Source organism: Maribacter aquimaris, from assembly GCF_014596745.1.
In the GTDB taxonomy this organism is placed as follows: domain Bacteria; phylum Bacteroidota; class Bacteroidia; order Flavobacteriales; family Flavobacteriaceae; genus Maribacter_A; species Maribacter_A aquimaris.
This window is the reverse complement of record NZ_JABTCF010000001.1, coordinates 300,790-323,247: the sequence shown is the minus strand read 5'-3', so window position 1 is coordinate 323,247 and position 22,458 is coordinate 300,790. Positions and strand designations below refer to the sequence as shown.

Annotated in this window: 26 protein-coding genes; 7 read left to right on the top strand and 19 right to left on the bottom strand. The window is 38.8% G+C overall.

Features of this window, described 5'->3' with window-relative positions:
• Positions 1-84 precede the first annotated feature (84 nt).
• Positions 85-750: a uracil-DNA glycosylase gene (gene ung, locus HPE56_RS01410; RefSeq protein WP_188241983.1), complete on the top strand. Its 666-nt coding sequence runs from the start codon at positions 85-87 to the stop codon at positions 748-750.
• A gap of 19 nt (positions 751-769) precedes the next feature.
• On the opposite strand, the gene HPE56_RS01405 is transcribed toward ung, so the two are convergent.
• The 6 genes from HPE56_RS01405 to HPE56_RS01380 all read right to left on the bottom strand — a co-directional run bounded on the left by HPE56_RS01405 (position 770) and on the right by HPE56_RS01380 (position 5,708).
• Positions 770-1,195 (bottom strand): hypothetical protein, encoded by a 426-nt coding sequence (locus HPE56_RS01405; protein WP_188241982.1) that lies wholly within the window; start codon positions 1,193-1,195, stop codon positions 770-772.
• A gap of 353 nt (positions 1,196-1,548) precedes the next feature.
• On the bottom strand, positions 1,549-2,403 hold the full coding sequence (locus HPE56_RS01400) for a substrate-binding domain-containing protein (protein WP_188241981.1): 855 nt from the start codon (positions 2,401-2,403) through the stop codon (positions 1,549-1,551).
• 109 nt (positions 2,404-2,512) lie between these two features.
• Positions 2,513-3,379, bottom strand: a complete 867-nt coding sequence (locus HPE56_RS01395) for a nucleoside phosphorylase (RefSeq protein WP_188241980.1) — start codon at positions 3,377-3,379, stop codon at positions 2,513-2,515.
• 1 nt (position 3,380) lies between these two features.
• Positions 3,381-4,313 carry a DUF1835 domain-containing protein gene (locus HPE56_RS01390; protein WP_188241979.1) on the bottom strand — a complete coding sequence of 311 codons (933 nt, stop codon included), beginning with the start codon at positions 4,311-4,313 and terminating at the stop codon, positions 3,381-3,383.
• Positions 4,314-4,427: 114 nt separating this feature from the next.
• On the bottom strand, positions 4,428-4,754 hold the full coding sequence (locus HPE56_RS01385; RefSeq protein ID WP_188241978.1) for a translation initiation factor: 327 nt from the start codon (positions 4,752-4,754) through the stop codon (positions 4,428-4,430).
• 3 nt (positions 4,755-4,757) lie between these two features.
• On the bottom strand, positions 4,758-5,708 hold the full coding sequence (locus HPE56_RS01380; RefSeq protein ID WP_188241977.1) for an isopenicillin N synthase family dioxygenase: 951 nt from the start codon (positions 5,706-5,708) through the stop codon (positions 4,758-4,760).
• Between the two features lie 115 nt (positions 5,709-5,823).
• Here HPE56_RS01380 and HPE56_RS01375 point away from each other — a divergent pair, with 115 nt between their 5' ends.
• From HPE56_RS01375 to HPE56_RS01365, 3 genes are all read left to right on the top strand, one after another.
• A complete protein-coding gene (locus tag HPE56_RS01375; RefSeq protein WP_188241976.1) occupies positions 5,824-7,800 on the top strand; it encodes an alpha-ketoacid dehydrogenase subunit alpha/beta in 1,977 nt (658 codons plus the stop codon).
• A gap of 116 nt (positions 7,801-7,916) precedes the next feature.
• On the top strand, positions 7,917-8,399 hold the full coding sequence (locus tag HPE56_RS01370) for a lipocalin family protein (RefSeq protein ID WP_188241975.1): 483 nt from the start codon (positions 7,917-7,919) through the stop codon (positions 8,397-8,399).
• Positions 8,400-8,488: 89 nt separating this feature from the next.
• Positions 8,489-9,184, top strand: a complete 696-nt coding sequence (locus tag HPE56_RS01365) for an OmpA family protein (protein ID WP_223170136.1) — start codon at positions 8,489-8,491, stop codon at positions 9,182-9,184.
• Positions 9,185-9,241: 57 nt separating this feature from the next.
• On the opposite strand, the gene HPE56_RS01360 is transcribed toward HPE56_RS01365, so the two are convergent.
• Positions 9,242-10,183: a TerC family protein gene (locus tag HPE56_RS01360; RefSeq protein ID WP_188241974.1), complete on the bottom strand. Its 942-nt coding sequence runs from the start codon at positions 10,181-10,183 to the stop codon at positions 9,242-9,244.
• A 205-nt stretch (positions 10,184-10,388) separates the two neighbouring features.
• Between HPE56_RS01360 and HPE56_RS01355 the strand changes: the two genes are divergently transcribed.
• The 3 genes from HPE56_RS01355 (at position 10,389) to HPE56_RS01345 (ending at position 12,551) form a co-directional block, all read left to right on the top strand.
• Positions 10,389-10,736 (top strand): hypothetical protein, encoded by a 348-nt coding sequence (locus HPE56_RS01355; protein WP_188241973.1) that lies wholly within the window; start codon positions 10,389-10,391, stop codon positions 10,734-10,736.
• 247 nt (positions 10,737-10,983) lie between these two features.
• Positions 10,984-11,316: a hypothetical protein gene (locus HPE56_RS01350; RefSeq protein WP_188241972.1), complete on the top strand. Its 333-nt coding sequence runs from the start codon at positions 10,984-10,986 to the stop codon at positions 11,314-11,316.
• A gap of 881 nt (positions 11,317-12,197) precedes the next feature.
• Entirely contained in the window at positions 12,198-12,551 is a 354-nt protein-coding gene (locus HPE56_RS01345; protein ID WP_188241971.1) for a hypothetical protein, read from the top strand.
• Between the two features lie 74 nt (positions 12,552-12,625).
• Here HPE56_RS01345 and HPE56_RS01340 read toward each other — a convergent pair whose 3' ends face one another.
• From HPE56_RS01340 to HPE56_RS01285, 12 genes are all read right to left on the bottom strand, one after another.
• Entirely contained in the window at positions 12,626-13,069 is a 444-nt protein-coding gene (locus HPE56_RS01340; protein WP_188241970.1) for a hypothetical protein, read from the bottom strand.
• Positions 13,070-13,375: 306 nt separating this feature from the next.
• Positions 13,376-13,846 (bottom strand): hypothetical protein, encoded by a 471-nt coding sequence (locus tag HPE56_RS01335; RefSeq protein WP_188241969.1) that lies wholly within the window; start codon positions 13,844-13,846, stop codon positions 13,376-13,378.
• A 1,686-nt stretch (positions 13,847-15,532) separates the two neighbouring features.
• Complete coding sequence (locus tag HPE56_RS01330) at positions 15,533-15,964, bottom strand: hypothetical protein (protein WP_188241968.1); 432 nt, start codon at positions 15,962-15,964, stop codon at positions 15,533-15,535.
• A gap of 14 nt (positions 15,965-15,978) precedes the next feature.
• A complete protein-coding gene (locus HPE56_RS01325; RefSeq protein WP_188241967.1) occupies positions 15,979-16,878 on the bottom strand; it encodes a haloalkane dehalogenase in 900 nt (299 codons plus the stop codon).
• A 5-nt stretch (positions 16,879-16,883) separates the two neighbouring features.
• Positions 16,884-17,597: a DNA alkylation repair protein gene (locus HPE56_RS01320; protein WP_188241966.1), complete on the bottom strand. Its 714-nt coding sequence runs from the start codon at positions 17,595-17,597 to the stop codon at positions 16,884-16,886.
• Positions 17,598-17,641: 44 nt separating this feature from the next.
• Positions 17,642-18,277 carry an SDR family oxidoreductase gene (locus tag HPE56_RS01315; RefSeq protein WP_188241965.1) on the bottom strand — a complete coding sequence of 212 codons (636 nt, stop codon included), beginning with the start codon at positions 18,275-18,277 and terminating at the stop codon, positions 17,642-17,644.
• Between the two features lie 16 nt (positions 18,278-18,293).
• Positions 18,294-19,034, bottom strand: a complete 741-nt coding sequence (locus HPE56_RS01310; protein ID WP_188241964.1) for an SDR family oxidoreductase — start codon at positions 19,032-19,034, stop codon at positions 18,294-18,296.
• A gap of 22 nt (positions 19,035-19,056) precedes the next feature.
• The gene (locus HPE56_RS01305) at positions 19,057-19,446 is read right to left on the bottom strand and encodes a hypothetical protein (RefSeq protein ID WP_188241963.1); all 390 of its coding nucleotides are present in this window, start codon (positions 19,444-19,446) and stop codon (positions 19,057-19,059) included.
• 10 nt (positions 19,447-19,456) lie between these two features.
• The gene (locus tag HPE56_RS01300) at positions 19,457-20,119 is read right to left on the bottom strand and encodes an NAD-dependent epimerase/dehydratase family protein (RefSeq protein WP_188241962.1); all 663 of its coding nucleotides are present in this window, start codon (positions 20,117-20,119) and stop codon (positions 19,457-19,459) included.
• Positions 20,116-20,448: a TfoX/Sxy family protein gene (locus HPE56_RS01295; protein ID WP_188241961.1), complete on the bottom strand. Its 333-nt coding sequence runs from the start codon at positions 20,446-20,448 to the stop codon at positions 20,116-20,118. The genes HPE56_RS01300 and HPE56_RS01295 overlap by 4 nt, the downstream gene beginning before the upstream one ends.
• 5 nt (positions 20,449-20,453) lie before the next feature.
• Positions 20,454-21,446 (bottom strand): alpha/beta fold hydrolase, encoded by a 993-nt coding sequence (locus tag HPE56_RS01290; RefSeq protein WP_188241960.1) that lies wholly within the window; start codon positions 21,444-21,446, stop codon positions 20,454-20,456.
• Between the two features lie 52 nt (positions 21,447-21,498).
• Positions 21,499-22,062 carry a TetR/AcrR family transcriptional regulator gene (locus HPE56_RS01285; protein ID WP_188241959.1) on the bottom strand — a complete coding sequence of 188 codons (564 nt, stop codon included), beginning with the start codon at positions 22,060-22,062 and terminating at the stop codon, positions 21,499-21,501.
• Positions 22,063-22,458 lie beyond the last annotated feature (396 nt).

Sequence of the window (22,458 nt, the reverse complement as noted above, 5' to 3'; positions counted from 1 at the left end):
GTAAACGGAAGATTCCCTATAAATTCAAGGATTAAAGTCCGGGATGATTATTTTTGTGGTTGTAATCATGAAAAAACATCCATTTTGACCATCGATATCCACGATAGCTGGAAACAGCCGCTTGCAAACGAATTTGATCAACCTTATTTTAAGGGGCTGGTCGATTTTGTCAAAAAAGAGTATCAAGAGCATACCTGTTACCCACCGGGCAAACAGATCTTTGCGGCTTTTGACCATAGTCCGTTTCAAAAGACCAAAGTGGTCATTATTGGGCAGGACCCTTATCATGGCCCTAACCAAGCCAATGGACTCTGTTTTTCCGTAACGGATGGCATACCGCATCCCCCATCATTGATCAATATCTTTAAGGAAATCGAAACCGATTTGGGGAAGCCCTATCCCAAAAGTGGTAATCTGGAACGCTGGGCAGACCATGGTGTATTGCTTTTAAATGCTACTTTGACCGTAAGGGCCCATGCAGCGGGAAGCCATCAAAGAAAAGGCTGGGAAACCTTTACGGATAGCGTCATAAAGACCATCTCCAAAGAACGTGAAGGTATTGTTTTCCTACTTTGGGGTGGATATGCCAAAAAAAAGGCCAAGTTGATTGATGCAAACAAGCATCATATCCTAACTTCGGGACACCCATCCCCATTAAGTGCCAATCGCGGGTACTGGTTTGGCAACAAGCATTTTAGTGCCACCAATGCGCTCTTGCAGCAAATGGGAAAGGAACCTATTGATTGGTAAATGTATAGTTGGGGTACTGTCAATGAATGACAATGGCATCCTCCAGCGTTATGGCCTTCTCGGGTTTAGGTATGGGTTGGATCTCACTTTTGATGCGCATGTATTCTTGCCAACGATAGGACTCCAGTACATCGGCCATTGCTGAGGTTTCACGACTCGATAGTTGTTTCAATAATTCATATTTGGCCATTGGGGAAAGGGTTTGATCCTCTTCCACGGCTTTTTTCTTCACTAAAAAACGGGCCACGGTTGATTGAAAGTCCAAAGCCTGTTCAGGACCCATGACCAATCTAGGTTGATATTTGGCCGTTATGTCCGCTGCCTTGAATCGAATCTTCCGATCTATTTTCAAGGCATATAAGGTTTGTGCAAAGAGGGAAGGGGTAAGAAAAAGAAAAATCAATACAATCAAAAATCTTGCTAATGAAAAGGTACTGGCTTTCATAATTACAAAAGGTTTAAATCAATGAACCGTTAAGTTTCCACCACAAAATTAGAATGGGATAACCGTAATGTCAAGACCCAAAATATTAAAAATAGTATAAAATTCATAGCCATAAAATAAAACTAAAGCTTTAAGTAATATACTTAAAACACTCTATTTTAGATTATTGAGAAAATAATGTAATGTTTATAGCGTTGTTTGGGAAGATGAAGGTCGCCATGGGTTTTCGTTAAGGGATTGATTTGAACGATAGTGCGTATTACTGCACCGATCCGCTGGATGGCCTTAATGAAGAAAGCATACTATTCCGCAAATTTCCAATCGTGGTATTTAGGTGTATCCAAGGATAATGGCTACCCTTTGGAGAAGGTGATGTCGGTATATGGCTTTTGTTTCACTATTAATTTTAAGTCCATCAAAGTGTCCTGTACCTTTTCAACCGTTTGGGGTTTTAATTGGGATTGACTCCATCGTGTCATGGACAGCCATTCCTGAATGTCCTCAAGTTTTTGTTCATAGCGGTTGGCCAAGGTTCGGTCAATGCTCGGTATTTTTTTAAAGTCGTCCGTATAGATGTTTATGATTTCCAGAATATGCGCTAGGGTGGAAGCATTTTCCTGTATAAAACTATCGGTAGCGGCAATGACGAAGCAAGGCCAAGGGGTGGGGCAATCGCCCAATCTTCGGAATACTTGCTGGTCTACCAAGGGTTTGGTGGTAAAGTGTTCCCACATAAAATAATCAGCGGTACCCTTTGTTAAGGCTTCCACGGCACCATCGAGGTTGTTGATGACCTCAAATTGTAGTTTATCCGTGTCCCAGCCTTCATCTTGGGCATGTACGTATGCCATAAGATGACTTCCGCTGCCAAACCTACTAATGGCCGTTTTGGTGTTTTTAAGCGCTTTGATGGACGTGTAGGTGCTTTTTGCCCCTACATGGATTCCCCATTGCAATGGGGTGGCAATATATTCCTGAACGATCTTTGCGGGATTACCCTCGGTAATGCTTTTAACGAGTCCTTCGGTCAGGATAATGGCCAAATCGGTTTCCTGGTTTTCGAGCATTTGGCACATTTTGCCTGTGCCTTCAGGTATATCGGTCCATTCAAGGTCAATTCCCCGTTCCTCAAAGGCCTCTTCTTCGATGGCTAAGTGCCAGGGCATGTTGAAATGTTCGGGAACACCGATGATCTTTACTTTTTTCATTTTAAATGGCTATGAAATACAATAATTATAGCGAAAGATATCCTTTCTTTTCAAAGATATTATCTTTTGGGGATTTCAGTTGTAGCTCCCCAATAAAATGACCTGTTGGTTACTCGGTCAACTTGTCCAAGGTATACTTGATCAAACCATTTATGGTTTTTCGTGGATTCTCGGAAAATTCACCCAAAACCCTATTGGCGATGATACAATTTAGGGAGACCGCTTGGTGTCCCAGTAACTTGCTCAGTCCGTAAATAGCCGAAGATTCCATTTCGAGGTTGGTGATCTTCAAGTCCTTATACTTGAAAGAGGTTATTTTGTCATTTAGGGTATCATCTTGCAGGTTTAAACGTAATTTACGGCCTTGAGGTCCGTAAAAACCTGAATTAGTACCTGTTACACCATATCGTATACGATTTGAACGCAGTCTTTCCCGTAAGGTTTCATCACATTTGACGAGATAGGGCCAAGGTTTTTTGTTTGACCAGTTGGTGTGTTCTACAAAGGCTTTCGAAAATTCGTCATCGCATAGACCTTCATTTTCGTAGAAGTGTAACACCCCATCGAAACCTAGGGCGTAATCGCTCAATACATAGGAATCCACCGGAATGTCTTTTTGAACGGCTCCCGATGTTCCGATACGTACAATCTTCAGTTGCTTGAATTCCTTTTTGATTTTCCTTGAATCAAAGTCGATATTGGCCAAGGCATCCAGTTCGTTCAGGACAATATCGATATTGTCCGTTCCTATTCCCGTGGATAGTACGGTGAGTCGTTTACCTTTCAATCTTCCGGTATGGGTGATGAACTCCCGTTTTTCTTTTTTGACCTCAATAATGTCGAAATGCTTGGATACCTGTGCTACACGATTTTGATCGCCCACGATTATAATGGTATCCGATAGGTCTTCTGGTAATAAATTAAGGTGGTAGATGCTGTTATCAGCATTTAGGATGAGCTCGGAAGCTTCTAACATGTTATAATTTTAGAATTCTGTCAGATTCAGTGTTGTAAAGGTAATTGTATTTTAGGGCGCCTCCCAAATACGCATCATTATCTTGAATGCAGGCGTAATAACTGGTTTGTGCCTCTAGTATTTCTTTTCCTTTTTTTGTTAAGCGGACGGGGTTGAAGGAGTGGTATAAGGGTTTTAACGTGGTGATGATGCGATCGATCTGGGTGTCTCCAAAACCGTATAATCCTTGGTCTGAGATGACTGTCGTTAAGAGTTCTTTCTTCGATTTGGGTTTTTTGTCGACCGACAATTCCAAAATATGGTTTTCCAATTCGTTCAGACCGTTTTTAATGGTCGGGAACCTTTTTAGGTGGGCCGTTATAGCTCCGGAAAGGTAGTCGAACCTGTAATTGTCAAAATCGGAAAGATTTTCCAAGCGTATCGGGTTGTCGCTACAGTATAATTGCCAAACATAGTCGGCATATTCGATATCATCCTGTTTTAATTCGACCCTTTTCTCAAAAAGGTCCATGATGTAATCATTCTTCAACTCATCGAAACCGTACATTTTATCGGTCTTGTCCTCCTTGCCACAGCTCACCAATGAGATTTTGGCATATTTACGGTGGGTCTTTAACCAGCTAATAACAGCCAACATGTTTATTTGACAGAACAGGTCGTATTCGAACCAGAGCACAATCTCATCCTGTTGCTTGTGGTTACAGAGGGAGCGGTATTCCTTTAAGGTCTTTTCAATAAACCAGGATTTTGAAACCTTATAATTCTTGTTAAGGAATTCGAATCTGGTTTTCCAAAAAGTTTCGCTTCCCACAGTGGTCAACGTCTTACCTTCACATAGCATTTCGCGCCATGTGATTATATCTCCTTTTAAATTCAGGGACCTCAACCTATCGGTCAAGCTATCACCATTGGTTATATGTAATAGGGAACTCATCTTTAGGTTTCTTTTTGGTTTTGGCGAATAAAAGTAATATATAATTGAAAATTACAAAAAAAATTAACAGTAAACTACGCAACCCTTAAAAATCAAGTTGCTTTTTGGGTGGGGTTACCCTCCGACACGTTTCACTTTAAATCCTTTATCTTGAAGTATTTGCATGATCTTATCCCGGTAATCCCCCTGAATGATGATTCGTTCATTTTTATAGGTGCCCCCAACGCTTAATTTCGTTTTTAACTCCTTGGTCAACTTCTTAAAATCGGTATCCGCACCGGTATACCCTTCCAAGATGGTAATGGGTTTACCCTTGCGTTTCTCGTATTTGCATAGAATAGGGGCCTCCTGCATCCATATATCCGATGTGGGTGTCTCGGGTTTATTTTCGGAGGGTTCGTGTTCTGGGAAAAGGTTCTTGAGCTGGTCACTTAAATCCATAAACTATTTTTTTATCAATCCCAATTCAATCAACCTTTCATGAAGGAATTCCCCGGCGGTAATGTCCTCGAATTGTTTCGGGTGTTCCGCATCGATACAATGCTCCAGGCAATTTAAGGGCATTTCGCTAATGGGATGCATAAAGAACGGAATGGAATATCGCGAGGTACCCCATAATTCCTTGGGTGGGTTCACCACTTGGTGTATGGTCGATTTCAATTTATTATTGGTATGGCGTGATAACATATCCCCAACATTGATCATCAATTGGTCCGGTTTGGCGATGGCATCGATCCATTCCCCTTCATGGTTCTTGACCTGTAGGCCACGACCATGGGCACCCATTAATAAGGTTATCAGGTTGATGTCGCCATGGGCGGCAGCCCTAACGGCATTTTTGGGTTCTGAGGTAATGGGCGGATAATGGATAGGCCTTAGAATGGAGTTACCGTTCAAGATGAACTTATCAAAGTAATATTCGTCCAGCCCCAAATGCAGGGCTAGGGCGCGTAGGACATATTTTGCGGTCTTTTCAAGCATCTTATAGGTCTCTTTGCCTACGCTATTGAATCTTTCCAATTCAGTGACCATGATATTGGCCGGATATTCGGCCTCCAATTTTGGATTGTCCACCACATATTGGCCGAAATGCCAGAATTCCTTTAAGTCACCCTCCTTTTTACCCTTGGCGTGTTCCTTTCCGAAAGAAGTGTACCCACGTTGTCCGCCAATACCTTCGATTTCATATTTATCCTTGATTTCCTGTGGTAGGTCAAAAAAGTTCTTAACCTCTTTGTATAGGTCCTTGACCAACATATCCGAAAGAAAATGTCCGCTCAAGGCCACAAAGCCAATCTCCTCAAAGGCATTTCCTATTTCGGTAATGAATTTCTGTTTTCTTTGGGGATCACCAGAAACAAAATCCTTCAAGTCCACACTGGGTATCATATCCATAGTTGTATTTTTAACTGAAATCAAAATTACAAATTAATGTTCAATTGAAACGGAGGCGCTTTTTAATGCCTCTCCTATCTTTTTTGTTACATTTATGGTGATTATACTATAACGCATGGATTACGGTAAATACGATCTTGATAATGATTTGAGGTTGAGGCTTTATACCTCGATGTTGAAACCTCGTATGATCGAGGAGAAAATGCTTATTTTATTACGGCAAGGCAAGATATCCAAGTGGTTCAGTGGTATAGGGCAGGAAGCTATCGCAGTAGGGGTGGCCACAGCTATGGCCACGGAGGAATATATACTACCCATGCATCGGAATTTAGGGGTGTTTACCACCCGTGACATTCCTTTGTACCGACTTTTTTCACAATGGCAGGGCAAGGCCAATGGCTTTACCAACGGACGCGACCGCAGTTTCCATTTTGGTACCCAAGCGTATAAGATAGTGGGTATGATCTCGCATCTAGGGCCTCAATTGGGGGTGGCGGATGGCATTGCCTTGGCCGGACTTTTACAGGGAAAAAAGGAGGTAACCGCAGTGTTTACCGGGGAGGGTGCCACAAGTGAAGGCGATTTCCATGAAGCCCTGAACGTGGCCGCGGTATGGGGGTTGCCCGTATTATTCTGTGTGGAGAACAATGGGTATGGACTATCAACACCTACTTCTGAACAATTCAAGTGCGAGCATTTGGCCGATAAAGGCAAAGGGTATGGCATGGAATCGCATATCATTGATGGGAACAACATCTTGGAAGTGTATACCAAAATCGATTCCCTATGTAAAAGTATGCGGGAAAATCCACGGCCTGTGTTGGTGGAGTTCAAGACCTTTCGCATGCGGGGCCATGAAGAGGCCAGTGGCACCAAATATGTACCCCAGGAATTAATGGATCGCTGGGCGGCAAAGGATCCCTTGGAAAACTATTCAGCGTATTTGCGGGATGAAAACATTCTTACCGAAGCGCAGGACGTAGTGTATAAAAAACAGCTAATTGCTGAAATAGATGAACACTTGAAAAAGGCTTTTACCGAACAGGAAGTTGTTCCGGATACCTTTACTGAAATACGCAATGTCTATAAGGATTTTGAATATAAGGAAGTAGGGCCGGGGCCGGACATCAAGAACATCCGTTTGGTGGATGCCATTTCTGACGGACTAAGGCTATCGATGGAACGACATGAGGATCTCGTTATCATGGGGCAGGATGTGGCCGAATATGGAGGGGTGTTCAAGATTACCGATGGATTTGTGGAAGCATTTGGAAAAGAACGGGTCCGAAATACCCCCATTTGTGAGTCGGCCATTGTTTCTGCGGCCATGGGACTCTCAATCCACGGAATGAAAGCCGTCATGGAAATGCAATTTGCCGATTTTGTGAGTTCAGGGTTTAATCCTATTGTAAATTATCTGGCCAAGGCGCATTATCGCTGGTCGGAAAACGCCGATGTGGTCATTCGCATGCCTTGTGGCGGAGGGATGGCTGCGGGACCTTTCCATTCCCAGACCAATGAGGCTTGGTTTACGAAAACCCCGGGATTGAAAGTGGTATATCCCGCTTTCCCTTATGATGCCAAAGGTTTGTTGGCTACGGCCATAAACGATCCAAATCCAGTATTGTTTTTTGAACACAAAGGATTATACCGAAGAGTATATCAGGATGTGCCCAAGGATTACTACACCTTACCGTTAGGTAAGGCCAGTCTTTTGAAGGAAGGAAATGATATCAGTATCGTCAGTTATGGGGCGGGCGTACATTGGGTCTTGGAAACCTTGGAAAACAATACGAATATCCAAGCGGATGTCATTGATTTGCGTTCGTTGCAACCTTTGGACATAGATGCGGTGTATGATTCGGTGAAAAAGACGGGGAAACTCATCATTCTTCAGGAAGATAGTCTCTTTGGGGGTATTGCCAGTGATATTTCAGCCTTGGTGATGGAAAATTGTTTCGAGTATCTCGATGCTCCCGTAAAACGGGTGGCCAGTTTGGAAACACCGATTCCGTTTGCCAAGACCTTGGAAGACAATTACTTGTCCAGAGGTCGGTTCGAAAGTGCCTTATTGCAGTTGTTGGCGTATTGATTCCAGAGAACGTCATGGACAATAAAATTTATCGATTGGGTCAAAAATTCCTTCAAAAAATACATCCAAGATCTTTTTGGAAACGTATATATATGCTGTAACCCAAAAATAGTAACATGAAAAAAATAGTAGTATTGATAGGGATAGTGGGATTGTTGATGACATCCTGTTCTGTATCAAAGGCAGCGCGTGAAAAAAGAAATCTTTTAAGTGGTACATGGATCCTGGAAGACGTTTCCTATGAGAACAACACCGGTAACTTCTCTTCCATTATTTTCAATGATGCCCAGGATATCTGTTTTGAGGGCAGTAATTGGTTTTTTAGGGATAACAACAGTACGGGGCGATATACCATAGCGCCTTCAAGTCTTTGTAATGGTGGGGACCGTTACATTCGATGGTCGGTGGTCGATCGGGAAGAAAATTACGCCAGCCAATTACAGTTTAAGTTCATTGATGCCAAAAACAAGGATATTGATGGTGGACTGGGGTATCGTTTGAATATAGACACATTGACCCCAACCAATATGATCTTGAAATCGAACAATCAAGTTGATGGGGAACAAGTGACCATCGTTTATAATTTTACCAAGAAATAAAAATAATATAAGGGACAAAGCTATTCTAGCACTATAAGGGATTATGGTTTTGCCCCAATTCATCCAACGGAAAAAATAAATTAAAACAAATGAAAATTTTAGCAAGAAAGAGTGTTTACGTACTATTATGTATGGTGTTGATTACAGGATGTAGCGTTACCCAAAATGCCAATAAAAAGCAAAAAGGAGCTGTTATAGGTGCCAGTGGAGGTGCCGTAATCGGAGGAGTTTTGGGAAACAACATCGGTAAAGGGAACAATACGGCCTTAGGGGCCATCATCGGAGCCGTGGTCGGTGGTGTAGCCGGTGGTTATATCGGAGACCGTATGGATCGCCAGGCCGAACGTATTGAGGAAGAAATACCCGGTGCAGAGGTGACCCGTGTGGGAGAGGGCATCAATGTGACCTTCACTGAGGATGCCGGTGTTTATTTTGACACCAATAAATCCTATGTAAAGGGAACATCAGCAACCACATTGGATAAATTGGCCGGTATTTTCAAGGAATATCCTAAAAGTAATATCCTTGTTGAAGGGCATACCGATAGTGCCGGACCAGAGGATTACAATATGAAATTGTCACAACAACGGGCCGAATCAGTAACGAACTACTTGATTTCACAGGGAATCAGTCCGGAACGCTTCACGGTTAAATGGTATGGGGAGAACCAACCGAAGGCCGATAACGCCACTACAGAGGGTAAAGCCAAAAACCGTAGGGTAGAATTGGCTATTGTGGCCAGTGAGGAACTCAAGGAAGAGGCCCAACAGAAAACCGGAAATTAAGTAGGGTCAAAGCATAACCCTTAAAAAAAATCCCGACATTTTGGTGTCGGGATTTTTTTATTTCTTTTTTTCCGGTATGGCCAAAGAGGCAATGATACCGGCAACCAAGGAAACCGATATCACCGTTAAGGAAACCCATTCAGGCAATTCAATATTGTGTGAGAACAGCATTTTGAGTCCGACAAAAGCCAAGATCACGACAAGGCTGTAGTTGATATACCTGAATTTTTCCAGCATCCTGGAGATCAGGAAATACATGGATCGCAATCCCAGTATGGCCAATATATTGGAACTGAAGACGATAAAGGGATCTGCTGTGATCGCCAAAATCGCGGGAATACTGTCCAGCGCAAATAGCACGTCGGTCAACTCAATAATGATCAAGGCCACAAATAGGGGAGTGGCCGCATTGATGCCCATTCGTTTAACGAAGAAATCATGGTTGTTGATCGTAGAGGTTATTGGATATATCTTTTTTATCTGTCGGAATACCCAGGATTTTTTGGGATCGAAATGGGATTCATCGGATTTCAACATTTTAAAGGCCGTGTACAGTAGGAAAACCCCGAAAACATAAATGATCCAATCAAATTTGGTTATCAGGGCCACTCCAAAGAGGATCATAAGTCCACGAAAGATGATTGCCCCAAGAATACCCCAGAACAGCACCCGGTGTTGGTAAAGGGCCGGAATCTTGAAAGCTTGGAAGATGACGGCGATCACAAAAACATTATCGATGCTGAGGGACAATTCAATAAGATAGCCTGTAATATATTTCAGTACCGCATTGTTGGGGGTGAGGCCGGTAGGGTTTTCAACCATACCAGAAGAAAACAACCAATAGATGACCCCGCTGAAACTTAGTGCCACGGTAACCCAAACGGCTGTCCATAAGCCAGCTTCCTTACTTTTTATAACATGCTCCGTTTTGTGGAAAACACCAAGGTCGAGGGCTAAAAAAACGATTACCAAAGCAATAAACAGGATCCAAACCAACATATTTCTCAAATTTAAAGCCCCGAAGTTAAGCAGTATTTTTGATATCCGGTAACAAACCTTTTGGCAGTTATCCACTTTTGGCCTGAAAATTGTAATTGATTCATAAATTGGTGGATTTGCCACCACGGTCATCCGTTTTTTTTATACCTTTTCACGATATATAAAGACATTTAGGATAAACGATATCAAATAAAAATCACAAACCATGAGAAAATTTATTTTGCTTTTTAGTGCATTGTTATTGGCACAAATAGGTAGCGCCAATACCATATTACAGGATGGGGATGCCTTGATCAAGGCCAAGGCCAAGGAATTGACAAAAAAGTATACGGCGGAATTGGGGTTGGAGGCCGACCAATTGGCGGACTTTGAACAAACCCTTACCGGTTATATGGTAAAAAAATCGAAAGTAGGGAAACTGAATATTTCGGAATCGGATAAGGTCGTAATGCTCAAACAATTGACCTCCCAAGAGAATGAGGATATGGCAGCCATGCTTTCCAAGGGGCAACTCAAAAAATACCTTAAGGCCAAGGCGAAGTTACAGCCCTAAGGACCTTATCATTTAAGTAAGGTAGTCACACCGATATAATCGTATTCGAAAGGGTAGGGGTTATATCGGTTTTTTTATGCCGTACAAGAGGAAGTACAACCCGTTGTCCGTGTCGTATGATACTTACAAGGTCTGGATATAGGGGATTATACCGACCTAAGGACCTATTTACTCGATAAAAGCTTAGGCGAAAGGGAGGTGAATCATATTTTCACTATCTTGTTCGGTAGACGCTATTACTTACGAAATGAAAAAAAACACATTAACTGTGGTGGGTTTCCTGTTTTTTGTATTGGGGACCAACCTTCTTATGGCACAGGAGTACAAGCCATCGGCCCAAGAAGTGAAAAAGCATACGATTATGGAAATGTATGAACCTGATTTGGTGCTTAGTGTTGCAGAACGGAAGCAACTAAAGGAAAAACGCGAAAATACCATTGCGCTCCGGAAGCGGATTTTGGATACATTGGATATTTCTGAACGACGTAGGGAAAGACTTTTGAAAGTACTCAGCAAAAATCCGTTCTCCAATGAGATGAACAAGGCTATGGCCGATATTGATTTTGTTGAAGAGGAATAATAAACCTTTTAACCAAACTACATTGTAAAAAACCTCCAATCATATGGAGGTTTTTTTGGTCAATCCCAAAAGTTGGGTGTGAATTGGAAAAAGAAAGTATAAACTATCCCGGAGTTTGTGTTCTGTTCTTTTTTGTATTGCCTCAAATGCATAGCATTCATGAATACCGTTAAATAACAATAGACAAGCCGATGAATAAAAAAGAAACAGGGCCGAAAAACCAAGGTATGGTATACCGTGGTTTAGAGGAGCCAGCTACAGCCTGGCCATTTTACTGAGATCTATATTGGGAAAAGCAAGTAAACCCCCTGGGCCACACCGCCCAATGCGGAAATCACTGGATTTAAAACGAAATTGAAAATAGGCCGGGAAAGTTTACGATTAACTTACTGAAACCAATGGAAATATTGATTTACAAGACTGACATTCTTTTTAAAGTCAGCCTGTCATTCCGAATGAGGTACGAAGAGGAATCGCACTAGCATAGGGGTATGGGATTTCTCGTCGCTTGTTCCTCGCTCTGTCGAAATGACAAGGTCTTATGCGCTATCGCTATGGACGGCTTCCCCCGCCCAATGCGGAAACCACTTGATTTAAAACGAAATTGAAAATGGGTCCTTTCTTCTTTAGCACCCCGTTCAGAGGCGTTAGAAATACAGGATTCTTCCTATTTAGGTTAACTCGATTATTTGCATGAATATAAATACCCAGAAACTGTTCTTGATCCGGTTTTTTCATGCCTTATGCTAAAGTTATTTTAAGGGAATACTAAATTACCGTTAAATATTGATAATAAGGAATTTGGAATCGATAAGGGTGGGTATAATTTCGTAATTTAATGGAATAGAATAGTTTTTGTTTAACCCCATAAATCAAATCCTATGAGAACATTATTAAATACCAGGGGTTCAACAGGTCTTGAGCCCAGCGCAAATGCATTGATCCATCGATTGGAACGTAATTTACAGGACGTAGGTCAATTACGTAATTATTTGAATTCCTACAGTTGCGAACCGCAAACCTATACGGATTTTAAGCGGATAGAATCACTGCGAAACAGATTGGATACCCTTGGCGAGGTCAATAGGGCCATTATCCTGTCCATAAGGGAGGATAAGTATCCGACAAAAAGATATTATGAAAAGGTACAAGAACAATATTCGGAATTCAATGCCTTGAAACGGGGCGTGGAAGCGTATATGGAGGAGGCCAGGACAAAATACGTTCATCATTGAGTATGATGATGTTCGAGTATAAAAAAAGCCCTGACGGTTGCGTCAGGGCTTTTTTTGGTTTATTGTATATGTGATTAGTTTGAATTAGCTCCTATATCAGCAACGGCTACAATGTTACCGTTGGCATCATGTATGGTGATATGTCCGTTCAAGGCAACCAGTCCTTCGTACGTAATGGTATTGCCATTGTTCAATGTTGTAATCGTGGTATTACTGATAGCACATTCGCAAACGGAAAGGGTAATGGCGACATCACCACTTTCAGCGGCACTGTTATATCGTATATAAGCAGGATTGGTAGAGGTATTGGCTCCATCCAATTCGATCAATACGTGGGTTGAACCATTGTCTTCCTGGGTAAAGGTAGCCGTACCGGAAACACCAGAATCGGATACATCATAAATTTGGTATTCTACGCTATTGAGGATAACGGCTTTTTCAACGTCATCTTTTTTACAACCAGTAAAAACCATTACACATAGCAAAGCTAATACAGAGAGGGAACTTTTAATTTTCATATTTCTTAAGTGTTGTTTATTCCCTCCAAAATTAGAAATTGGTTGATATGATATTGTATTTGGAAATGGCTTTTCTACCAAAAGGGTGAAAATTCCGACGTAGAGCAGTTTTTAGTAGGATAAAACGCTTTTTATCGAACCGATTTTGCGAATATTCAAGGATATTTTTCCAAAGGAAGCCTCGAAAATGGCAAAACCAGATATTCCTTTGGAATAAATTTACGATAGGAATAATACGGATCGTTAAGCGGAATTTGTATCCTTTTAATAGGCTGAAATAAAAGCCTAGACTATTTTCAAAATCTGTTATAGGGACGTTGAACTTGGTTTTGCATTGGAACCAATGTCTGCTACGGCCACGATAGGGGCGTTATAGCCAACACCACCATGAATGGTAATATGTCCGTCCAAGCTAATCAAACCTTCATAGCTAATGGCGTTTCCGTTATCCAAATGGGTAATGGTGGAATTGCTAATGGCACATTCACAGTTTTTAAGGGTAAAGGCCACCGTACCGCCTTCAGCGGCACTGTTAAACCGGATGTAAGCCGGGTTTTCGGAGGTATAGGCGCCTTCGAGTTCGATCAATACGTGTGTGGAACCATTGTCCTCTTGGGTAAAGGTAGCCGTACCGGAGATGCCTGAATTTGAGATATCATATATGGGATATGCAACACTTTGTAGGATGACGGCTTCCTTGACATCATCATTGTTACAACCCAGGAAAAGGAACATCAATGCCCAAATGAGCACAAAGGGGGAACTTGTGTATTTCATTGTATCACGTTTTAGGAAACTAATTTATCTTGTAATTCTTTGGGATGAACTGATCAGGATCAGTCGGGGAGTTTGAAAAGGGACATTTGGGATAAGATGCAGGGATATTCGATAAAGGGTGGTTGTACACCTCTTTAAATATCCTATTTTACATAATATAAATTATAGTACACGTGACAATCTAGAAAGTCTAGTAGACTTTTTAGATTGGCGGCGAGACCTGTGCGGCTGGGAATGCATAAAACGGCGTATACCACGTATTTGATATAATTGTAGATATAGCAACACGCCAGTGTTCTATATCGTCGCAGCCGCATCAACCCGCCGCCAAAAACAATCAGCCACGGGCTAATTCCTTTTGTCACGTATGTAAAAGCCGTTTTACTGAAATGTTGGTTCATATTAGACAGCTATAATTGCATTATATAAAATATCCTAGAAGCAATTCGTTTTCATAAGAATAATTGGAACTTGGGTCATGAAACTAATAAGCGATTTGCTGCGCAGCGTTTCCCAGCTGCGCCATCTCGCCGCCAAATAAAATCATCCACCGGATTTCCATCGCTTGCCATAGTTTATCCTGAGCGCAGTCGAAGGACCAAAAAAAGCAAAACTTTTAGATTCATTTGAAATTCTCGTATTCGAGGAAATGTGTGCAAGATTTTTTTCTACAGCATTCTCGTCAGCTTGCCGCACGGCAGTATTTTGGAAGGTCTGGTAGACCTTTTAAAATATGAGCGAGATGAAGCGCTGGCAAACCGAGCAAAATTCTTAGCACTTGCTACCACTATCCTCTGTTTGAAGTTTTACTTTAGGTGTTTCTAATATTATGTAAAATAGGATATAAATTTTAGAGATTAAGTATCTCTGAAATTTTGGGCCAGCTGATGCGTTGGCCTTATTTTCTTAATGGTTAAGTCCGCTGCAACGCCTGGCTCATAAAATAAAATCATCCACTGGATAATTTCATTTTATGCCCTCTTGATAAAAAAAGAAACAGGGCCGAGCGTAAAGAAAATGTACCCAAAGTACATTTTTAGCGAAGGAGCCAGCTGGCGCGGTGGCGCTCAGTCGCTATATTCTAGACTATTTGGCGTTAAGAAAATGTACCCAAAATACATTTTTAGTTAAATACGATTTGAAACTAACATTTAGTAAAGTGTTGTATCCAAATACAATCATCCACTGGATCATTGTATTTGGATAGCCTAAAATATTTACGCTCACTTCACCTTATTGTTTTACCACCCCGAAGCTTCGGGGTTATGAGGCCAAGGTCATTATTAGAATTCTCCTTTTTAGATAAAATTCAGAATAAATAAGCAAAATAAAACTTTACTTACTAACCCAACGTTCTGTCTTATATAGCTTAGAGGCTATAAATGCACCAATTAAGAGACCAATCCAAGCAAATAGTATCGCCAAAAAGCCTGTAGACCATTCTCCTAAACCTGTATTAACAGTTGCTATCCAAAATATGCCAATAGTTGCCCAAGCTGTTACAGTTGCACTTATAAAAATAGCCTTAGTAGTGTTGCCAAAAGCTTTTGCACAAAGCCAAAAAATGAAAAGCAAAATTATCCTTATACAATGCAACACAGCCAAACATTTTATTGATAGACACTTTACCCCAAACCGATAGTTGGTCGAGAACAAACTGTGTAAAATAACTTGAAACAGCCATTTCTATTTGTTTCTTGAATACAATTTTGATGCTATCCAAGCGCCGATAATCATTTCAGCCCATGCGATAGGAAATATAACAGCTGCCGCACTCCACGCTCCCAAGCCTGTATTTACAGTGGCTATCCAGAAAATACCTATGGTTGCTAAAGCTGTAGTTGTACCAGAAATAATAATTGACTTTAAGTTATTCCCAAAAGCTACGGAACAAAGCCAAAATATAAATACTAAAACTGCAGTCAATAAAGTATCCCAAATTCCCCAAATCAAAGCATTACTTACTTCCATTGCACCAACTGGTATTCTGCCCGCAATAAATTTTTCTATCAATGGGAAGGCCACTAACATAGCTCTTCCTATTTCTGCAATATGTATCCAAATACTAGTTATTAGTGTGATTACAATAAACTGTTTTAAACTAAAATTATTTTTCATTTTCATCTTTTTATTTATTTAATATTTTTTTTATACCAATCTACAATACCTTCTCCAATTTCGTGTGGATGTGATTCTTGTAGATAATGCTTTCCTTCACCTAAATCTACTGCAGTAACATTTTTCCAAGTTTCAGCTATATGTTCTCCTAATTTTCGATTAATTATGAGTCCTGGTTCTGCAAAAAAGAGCAACTTAGGAACGTCTGAATTTTTGTGGTATTCATTATATGAATTAACAATGTCTGTAGTGAATTTTGGAACACCATCAAACGAAATTTGACCTGGCCACATAAACAGTGGTTTACGACTCTTTTCTTCCAAATAAGGAGCTCGGTAATGGTCCATTTCCTCTTTAGTTAATTCTCTGCCTGCCATCATAGGTAGCATAGCTTCAATAAAGAAGTTGTTTTTAACGATCATTTCATGTCCTTCTACAGGGTCACGAAATTTCTTGAATAGTGTTTCGGTCTCTTTAGTCGTATTTTTCCAATAAGAAACTTGAACCATAGCTTCAAAAAACACTATTCCTTTTACATTTCCTCTATGCTGATTGGCATAATTGAAACCTAAACCAGAACCCCAATCTTGTATTACTAGAATGATATTTTTTAGCTCTAACTTTTCAATAAAAGCATCTAAATAAGCAATATGATCTTTTAATGTATAGTCTATATCTGGTTTGTCAGATTTGCCCATTCCAATAAGATCTGGAACTACTACACGACCTAACGGACTTACATACGGAATAATATTACGCCATAAATAACTAGATGTAGGATTACCGTGTAGCAGTACAAAAGTATCTTTTGAATTTTTATCTCCTTCATCTACATAATGCATTTTAGAATCTAATACTTCTTGAAATTTAGATTCAAAAGGAAACGCTGCTGATATTTGTTTTTTGTTGGTCATATTTTTTATTTATTAAATTTTGAAATTGAACTTTTGCGGTTTAAAACTCTTCCCACTTTTCTAATTTCCTTCAGTTTTTCTCGTTTTGTTTTATCCCATTTTTCCGTACCTGCACTATATCCATAAGCGCAAATTTTAGTAGCATTTTCAAAAAGAAATTCTTCCTGCTCTTTTGGGTAAATATTTCCTATTTCTCTAAGTGTCCAACCTACTCCTTTCTCCACATAATAAGCTTTGTCAGAAATTAAAGGTGCTACCAAATCTATAAGTACTTGAAAAGGTAAATAGTGTTTTCTATGTGCGCTATAATAAAGTAAACCTACTATGCTTTGTCTTCTATGCCATGGGTTTTTAGATGTATTCCATTTTTTATACGTTGGCATAATTAGTTCTGCATCATATTCAACCAATTGAGCGTATATTTTTGAAATACTATCACTTGTTTCCCAACGATTAATTTTGTCTTGCCATAATTTAATCGTTGACCAAGAGGTAAGTATATCTTCTTTATTTTTAATATGCTCCTCCAAGAAATACAAACAAAACATTTCTGTTCTGTAATCTTGAGTGTTTTTCCAGATAAAATCCCATATCTCTAGTTGTTCACCAAAAGTTAAAAGGCTAAAACTAAAGCCCGCATTAAAAGCTTTCCTTTGTAAAGGAACTGTATCACCTGCTTTAGAAGTGATTATTTCTATTTCTTGAAGATAGTTTTTCATTTCTATTCTAAAAATCTTGTACTGTTGGACGAATTATTGGTTCATTAATTTAAAGATTCACGAATAGACTCTTTTCCGCTATATAGCTCATATGTTTTGCCTTTTGTGTCGTTATTTTCTAGACAATACGCAATTACATGAGCTACATCTTCTCTTGGAATGACTAACTCTTTAAAAATTTCAGATCTTGAAGTTCTAACTAAACCCGTTCCTTTTTCATTGATTAAACTACCAGGACGTAAAATCGTATACGCTAAACCACTTTCTAATAAATAATAATCGGCAAAATACTTCGCTACTAAATATGGTTTTAAGTCAGATACAAACTCGTTAGGATCACCAGCACCCAGACCACTTACCATAATAAAATGCTGTATATTATTTTTTAAAGAATAATCAACAGCTTTTTTTGCTGCCCATAAATCTATTAAAAGTGTTTTATCGTAACCTGTATTACCGCCAGAACCTGCACTAAATACAACTTTGTCACAATCTTTAAAAGCGTGTTCAAAATCATTTTCAAGGTCTCCAACTACAATTTCTGCTCCTAGTTTTTCAAGTTCTTGCCCCTTCTGTTCATTACGAACCAAGGCAACTACAGAATTTTCTTCTTGGAGCAATTTTTCAACAAGCATTTTGCCTATTTGCCCACTTGCTCCTATAACTAAGGTTTTTTTCATACTAGATTTTATATTATTAAAATTCCTGTACCGTAGGACGAATTACTAATTCATTAATATCTACATCATCAGGTTGCTCAATAGCATAAGCCACTGCTTTAGCAATAGAAATAGCAGGAATAGCATCTTTATATACTTGTTGTACAAACTGAGAAGTAGCCTCGTCTGAGCTTCCTAGTTGTAATTCAGAATCTATAAGACCTGGTGTAAGTATGGTGGTTCTAATGTCCTTACCTACTTCTTTTCGTAAGCCTTCACTAATAGCTCTTACGGCAAATTTAGTCCCACTATATACGGCTCCACCTGGGCTCACATTTAATCCGGCTACGGAAGCAAGATTTATAAAATGACCTGATTTTTGTTTCTGAAATTCTGGTAATGCAGCTGCAATTCCGTATAATACTCCTTTGATATTTACGTCAATCATGCTGTCCCATTCGTCTACTTTAAGTGCAGCTAATGGTGCTAATGGCATAATGCCTGCATTATTTATCATTACATCTATTTTACCAAAACTGTCAATTGCCTTTTTTACTAATGCTTTTACATCATTAGCTTTGGTAACGTCTGTTTTTAAAACTTCAATTGCTCCTCCGCTTTTTCTTATTTCATCAGCAATTACTTCTAATTTATTTAGTCTACGAGCACCTAAAACTATTTTTGCTCCTTTTTCTGCTAAAAAACGTGCTGTAGCTTCTCCTAATCCACTACTTCCTCCTGTAATTACTACTACTTTACCTTCTATATTATTTTTCATTGTATTTGATTTTAAGTTTTTATTAATTTGTTTTTCCTATTACTAATTTTGAAAATGGTATTCCCGTAACTTTTACACTTCCAATTATGAAGACAATTGCTAATACTAAATCCATTCCCGTAGTGTATATCATTTCTTGTGGCACATCCCCAACCGTTGTGGCATAGGATACTAGAAATACGTTAAATAAGCGCACAAAACCATTCCAAAGGATTATGGGTGCTCTGGTGTTTACTTCTTGTATCGCCCAAATTAGTGATGCTCCCGCGAAGATTATAAAAGCACCTGCTACCGAATTGGTTATTAAGGCTTCGCCCGTTTTACTAGAGATTGCTTGTACAATCATCATAATACCTATTGGGAAGTTTAAGACACCTGCTATTAGAACTATTGTTTTAAATATTTTATTCATTTTGATTGGTTTAATTTTTTGCTAGTTTATTTACCTGTTCATTTTCTAAAAGTTTGTTGTCGGTTCCAAAAAGAACACTATTAATCATAGCGAGACCAACGTTGACACTTGTGGTGTTATTTTTCTTTTTTTCTAAAAGTCCAAAAAACGGACGAGCGATAAAATAGAATGCATTTACCCATGCGGTCTTGGATTTCACCCCTTTCAAAGGAAGAATTACTTGAAGTCGAAACATATAAGCATCTTTAAAGCCCATATTCAAAATCATATTCTCGGTTTTTCCTTTTACACGAGCCCACATCAATTTTCCTTTTTCGGTACTGTCTGTGCCTTCTCCAGAAACATAATTGAATACCATTTCTGGATTTATAGTATAAAGCGTTTTAGCTAATTCTTCCGTTATTCCGTAGGTAAAACGATGATATTCTTCCTCTTTCTTTCCAATAGAAGAAACTCCCATGCAATGAAAACAAGCATCATACCCTTTTAATTCTTCCTTAATGGAACTAAAATTGAAAAAATCTTTATGAATTACTTCTTTTAATTTTGGATGCTGCATTTGCAAAGAGCTTCGGTTTATGACCAATACTTCTTCAACATTTGGAGATTCTAAACATTCTATTAAAACGCCTCGTCCTACCATACCCGTGGTTCCTGTTATAATTACTTTCATACTTCGTTTTTTCTTTTTTGAATCTCTAAAGAGGCTTCAGCCCAAACCACAAATTGATTTGCGTCTTCAATAATTTCAACAGGAACCTCATAAAAAGAAGCGACCACACTGTTACTTTTAAAAAGTTTTAAAGTCTCTGAACCAGCTTCTAAATACTTGTTTTTATTGGAGTCGTCTACTTTAAAATAAATAGTTTCTTTGGCGATTATACCAAACATTAAACCATCTGCATAAAGACCGACACAACCGAACATTCTTTTTGTGATGATCGTTTTCCAATTTGATAATTGGTCCAAAATAAAGTCTACATAATCGGTTGAATCAGCCATTTAATCTATTCTATATTTTTTAGAATTCTTCTCAATGAAAACACAAAACTCTCAGGACTGTCTTCTTGTGTAAAGTGACCAGCTTCTGGTAACAATTGTACTGGTGCTTTAGGGAAAATAGAACGCCATTTATCTTGAATGTCTTGTGAAGCAACTGTATCATCTTTTAAACCAAAAATAAATTCAACAGGTTTATCTTGTAGCGTATTCAGCTTGCCTTCTAAATCTACTAACCAATCTGCTGCTAATGTAATTTGCTGCGGGAATATTGCTGTTCCTTTTCTAGATTCTTTGGTTGGGAACGGCATTTCATAAGCATCTGTAATTGCTTTAGTACTACTCGATTTTTTATTAATAGAGCTTTGCATTAATGTGGTTGCAAAATAATTGTTATCGATAACCTTTGCTTCCATTTCTGGTGTTCTCATATACATAGAGAAACCTTCTAATTTTCCTTCTGCTTTCCAAGCCCAAGTATTACTGATAACTACTCCTAAAACTTTATCTGGGTTGCTTGTAGCTACGGATAGCCCTGTAGGTCCACCCCAATCTTGAACAACAATAATAAACTTCTCTAACTTTAAATGCTCAAAAAGAAGTGCGCTAATCCATTCTACATGCTCTTGTGGTGTAAAACCATAGTTTTCTGGCGTGTCTGAAAAACCAAATCCTGGTAAATCATAAGCTATTACTCTAGCTTCACCTGAAAGTCCTTTAATAATATTTCTATTTAAAAAAGACCAATCTGGGTTACCGTGAGTTAATACAATAGGTATCCCTTCACCTTCATCTATATAATGCATAGAAACGCCATCTTTTTCAAACCAATTACTTTTAAAAGGATACTCGCCCTTATCCACTATAAATGGTCTTTCTTTCTTGTTGGTAATATCCTTATTATATACTTCCTTTTCTTGTGCTTGCATATTGTTTCCCATTAATAATACAATTGTTAACGTGAGTAGTACTGTTTTTCCTAAGTTGTTCTTTGTTTTCATGTGTTCTATATTTATTTCTAATCAATTGATTAGTTTTAAGGTAAAAAAAATGTTATAAGTTATTAAATGTCATTTCTATATAATCTTCTATGGCTGTATTGTCTTTTACTTTTGTTGCTAAGCCTAAACCACCAATAGCCAAATCAAGGTAATTTACTTGTCTTTTTATAGTGTCGTTATCTTTTGTAGTATTGAATTCAAGATTCTTCTTAAATAAAGCCTTTAACTGTTCTGCGTAATTTGAAATAAGAGCACCAACTTCTTTATCTACCTCAAGACCAAATTCAGACATTGTATTGATCATTAAACAGCCTCTTTTGTACTCATTTTGGTTTGAAAATTCTGCAAATGCATAAAAGAAGTTCTTAATACTCTCAATACCATTAGAATTCTCTTCAAAGGTTTTTAATAATTGCTGTAGCTTAGTTCTGTACAATTTTAAACTTTCTAAAAACAGATTTTGTTTATTACCAAAACTAGCATTTATAGAAAATTGATTGATACCCATTTCTTTGGATAACATTCGTAAAGAAGTACTTTTATAGCCATTCTGCCAGAATACGCCCATAGCACTTTCTATTACTTCTGCTTCATTATATTGTTTTACTCTAGGCATAAACTAAATTATTGCACAAAACTAATCAATTGATTAGTAATAAAAAAATAAATAGAATATTTTTTGAGAATAATAATAAAAGACTATAATAAGATACTGAAACTTGTTTTAATTTTAACAATAATTAGTATTTTAAAAAGAAATTAGTGATTTAGTATAATTGCCATTCCACACACATTACGCTTCCCTCCTACGTCGTCGCATAAAAAGTGTTTACTCGGGTCATTTCTATTTTGATAAATAGGTCCTCGTTAACCTCCGGTTTCATTACCCTTGTAGAAGAGGTATTTTAGAATAAATTTTTTAAAGATACTGTAGCACTATTTTGTGAACGCGGCTGGCAATCCTTATAGGTTCACCTAGCCTCAAATTTTATACATAGGAAAGACTTTCTAC

Coding starts and splice junctions, on each gene's coding strand:
- HPE56_RS01395 (WP_188241980.1), bottom strand. CDS start 3,379: ATGTTAGAAGCTTCCGAGCTCATCCTAAATGCTGATAACAGCATCTAC.
- HPE56_RS01320 (WP_188241966.1), bottom strand. CDS start 17,597: ATGAAAAACTATCTTCAAGAAATAGAAATAATCACTTCTAAAGCAGGT.
- HPE56_RS01370 (WP_188241975.1), top strand. CDS start 7,917: ATGAAAAAAATAGTAGTATTGATAGGGATAGTGGGATTGTTGATGACA.
- HPE56_RS01355 (WP_188241973.1), top strand. CDS start 10,389: ATGAGAAAATTTATTTTGCTTTTTAGTGCATTGTTATTGGCACAAATA.
- HPE56_RS01390 (WP_188241979.1), bottom strand. CDS start 4,313: ATGAGTTCCCTATTACATATAACCAATGGTGATAGCTTGACCGATAGG.
- HPE56_RS01385 (WP_188241978.1), bottom strand. CDS start 4,754: ATGGATTTAAGTGACCAGCTCAAGAACCTTTTCCCAGAACACGAACCC.
- HPE56_RS01400 (WP_188241981.1), bottom strand. CDS start 2,403: ATGAAAAAAGTAAAGATCATCGGTGTTCCCGAACATTTCAACATGCCC.
- HPE56_RS01295 (WP_188241961.1), bottom strand. CDS start 20,448: ATGGCTGATTCAACCGATTATGTAGACTTTATTTTGGACCAATTATCA.
- HPE56_RS01310 (WP_188241964.1), bottom strand. CDS start 19,034: ATGAAAAATAATATAGAAGGTAAAGTAGTAGTAATTACAGGAGGAAGT.
- HPE56_RS01285 (WP_188241959.1), bottom strand. CDS start 22,062: ATGCCTAGAGTAAAACAATATAATGAAGCAGAAGTAATAGAAAGTGCT.
- HPE56_RS01340 (WP_188241970.1), bottom strand. CDS start 13,069: ATGAAAATTAAAAGTTCCCTCTCTGTATTAGCTTTGCTATGTGTAATG.
- HPE56_RS01345 (WP_188241971.1), top strand. CDS start 12,198: ATGAGAACATTATTAAATACCAGGGGTTCAACAGGTCTTGAGCCCAGC.
- HPE56_RS01300 (WP_188241962.1), bottom strand. CDS start 20,119: ATGAAAGTAATTATAACAGGAACCACGGGTATGGTAGGACGAGGCGTT.
- HPE56_RS01360 (WP_188241974.1), bottom strand. CDS start 10,183: ATGTTGGTTTGGATCCTGTTTATTGCTTTGGTAATCGTTTTTTTAGCC.
- HPE56_RS01375 (WP_188241976.1), top strand. CDS start 5,824: ATGGATTACGGTAAATACGATCTTGATAATGATTTGAGGTTGAGGCTT.
- HPE56_RS01330 (WP_188241968.1), bottom strand. CDS start 15,964: ATGAAAAATAATTTTAGTTTAAAACAGTTTATTGTAATCACACTAATA.
- HPE56_RS01290 (WP_188241960.1), bottom strand. CDS start 21,446: ATGAAAACAAAGAACAACTTAGGAAAAACAGTACTACTCACGTTAACA.
- HPE56_RS01350 (WP_188241972.1), top strand. CDS start 10,984: ATGAAAAAAAACACATTAACTGTGGTGGGTTTCCTGTTTTTTGTATTG.
- HPE56_RS01335 (WP_188241969.1), bottom strand. CDS start 13,846: ATGAAATACACAAGTTCCCCCTTTGTGCTCATTTGGGCATTGATGTTC.
- HPE56_RS01365 (WP_223170136.1), top strand. CDS start 8,489: ATGAAAATTTTAGCAAGAAAGAGTGTTTACGTACTATTATGTATGGTG.
- HPE56_RS01305 (WP_188241963.1), bottom strand. CDS start 19,446: ATGAATAAAATATTTAAAACAATAGTTCTAATAGCAGGTGTCTTAAAC.
- HPE56_RS01315 (WP_188241965.1), bottom strand. CDS start 18,277: ATGAAAAAAACCTTAGTTATAGGAGCAAGTGGGCAAATAGGCAAAATG.
- HPE56_RS01380 (WP_188241977.1), bottom strand. CDS start 5,708: ATGGATATGATACCCAGTGTGGACTTGAAGGATTTTGTTTCTGGTGAT.
- HPE56_RS01405 (WP_188241982.1), bottom strand. CDS start 1,195: ATGAAAGCCAGTACCTTTTCATTAGCAAGATTTTTGATTGTATTGATT.
- HPE56_RS01325 (WP_188241967.1), bottom strand. CDS start 16,878: ATGACCAACAAAAAACAAATATCAGCAGCGTTTCCTTTTGAATCTAAA.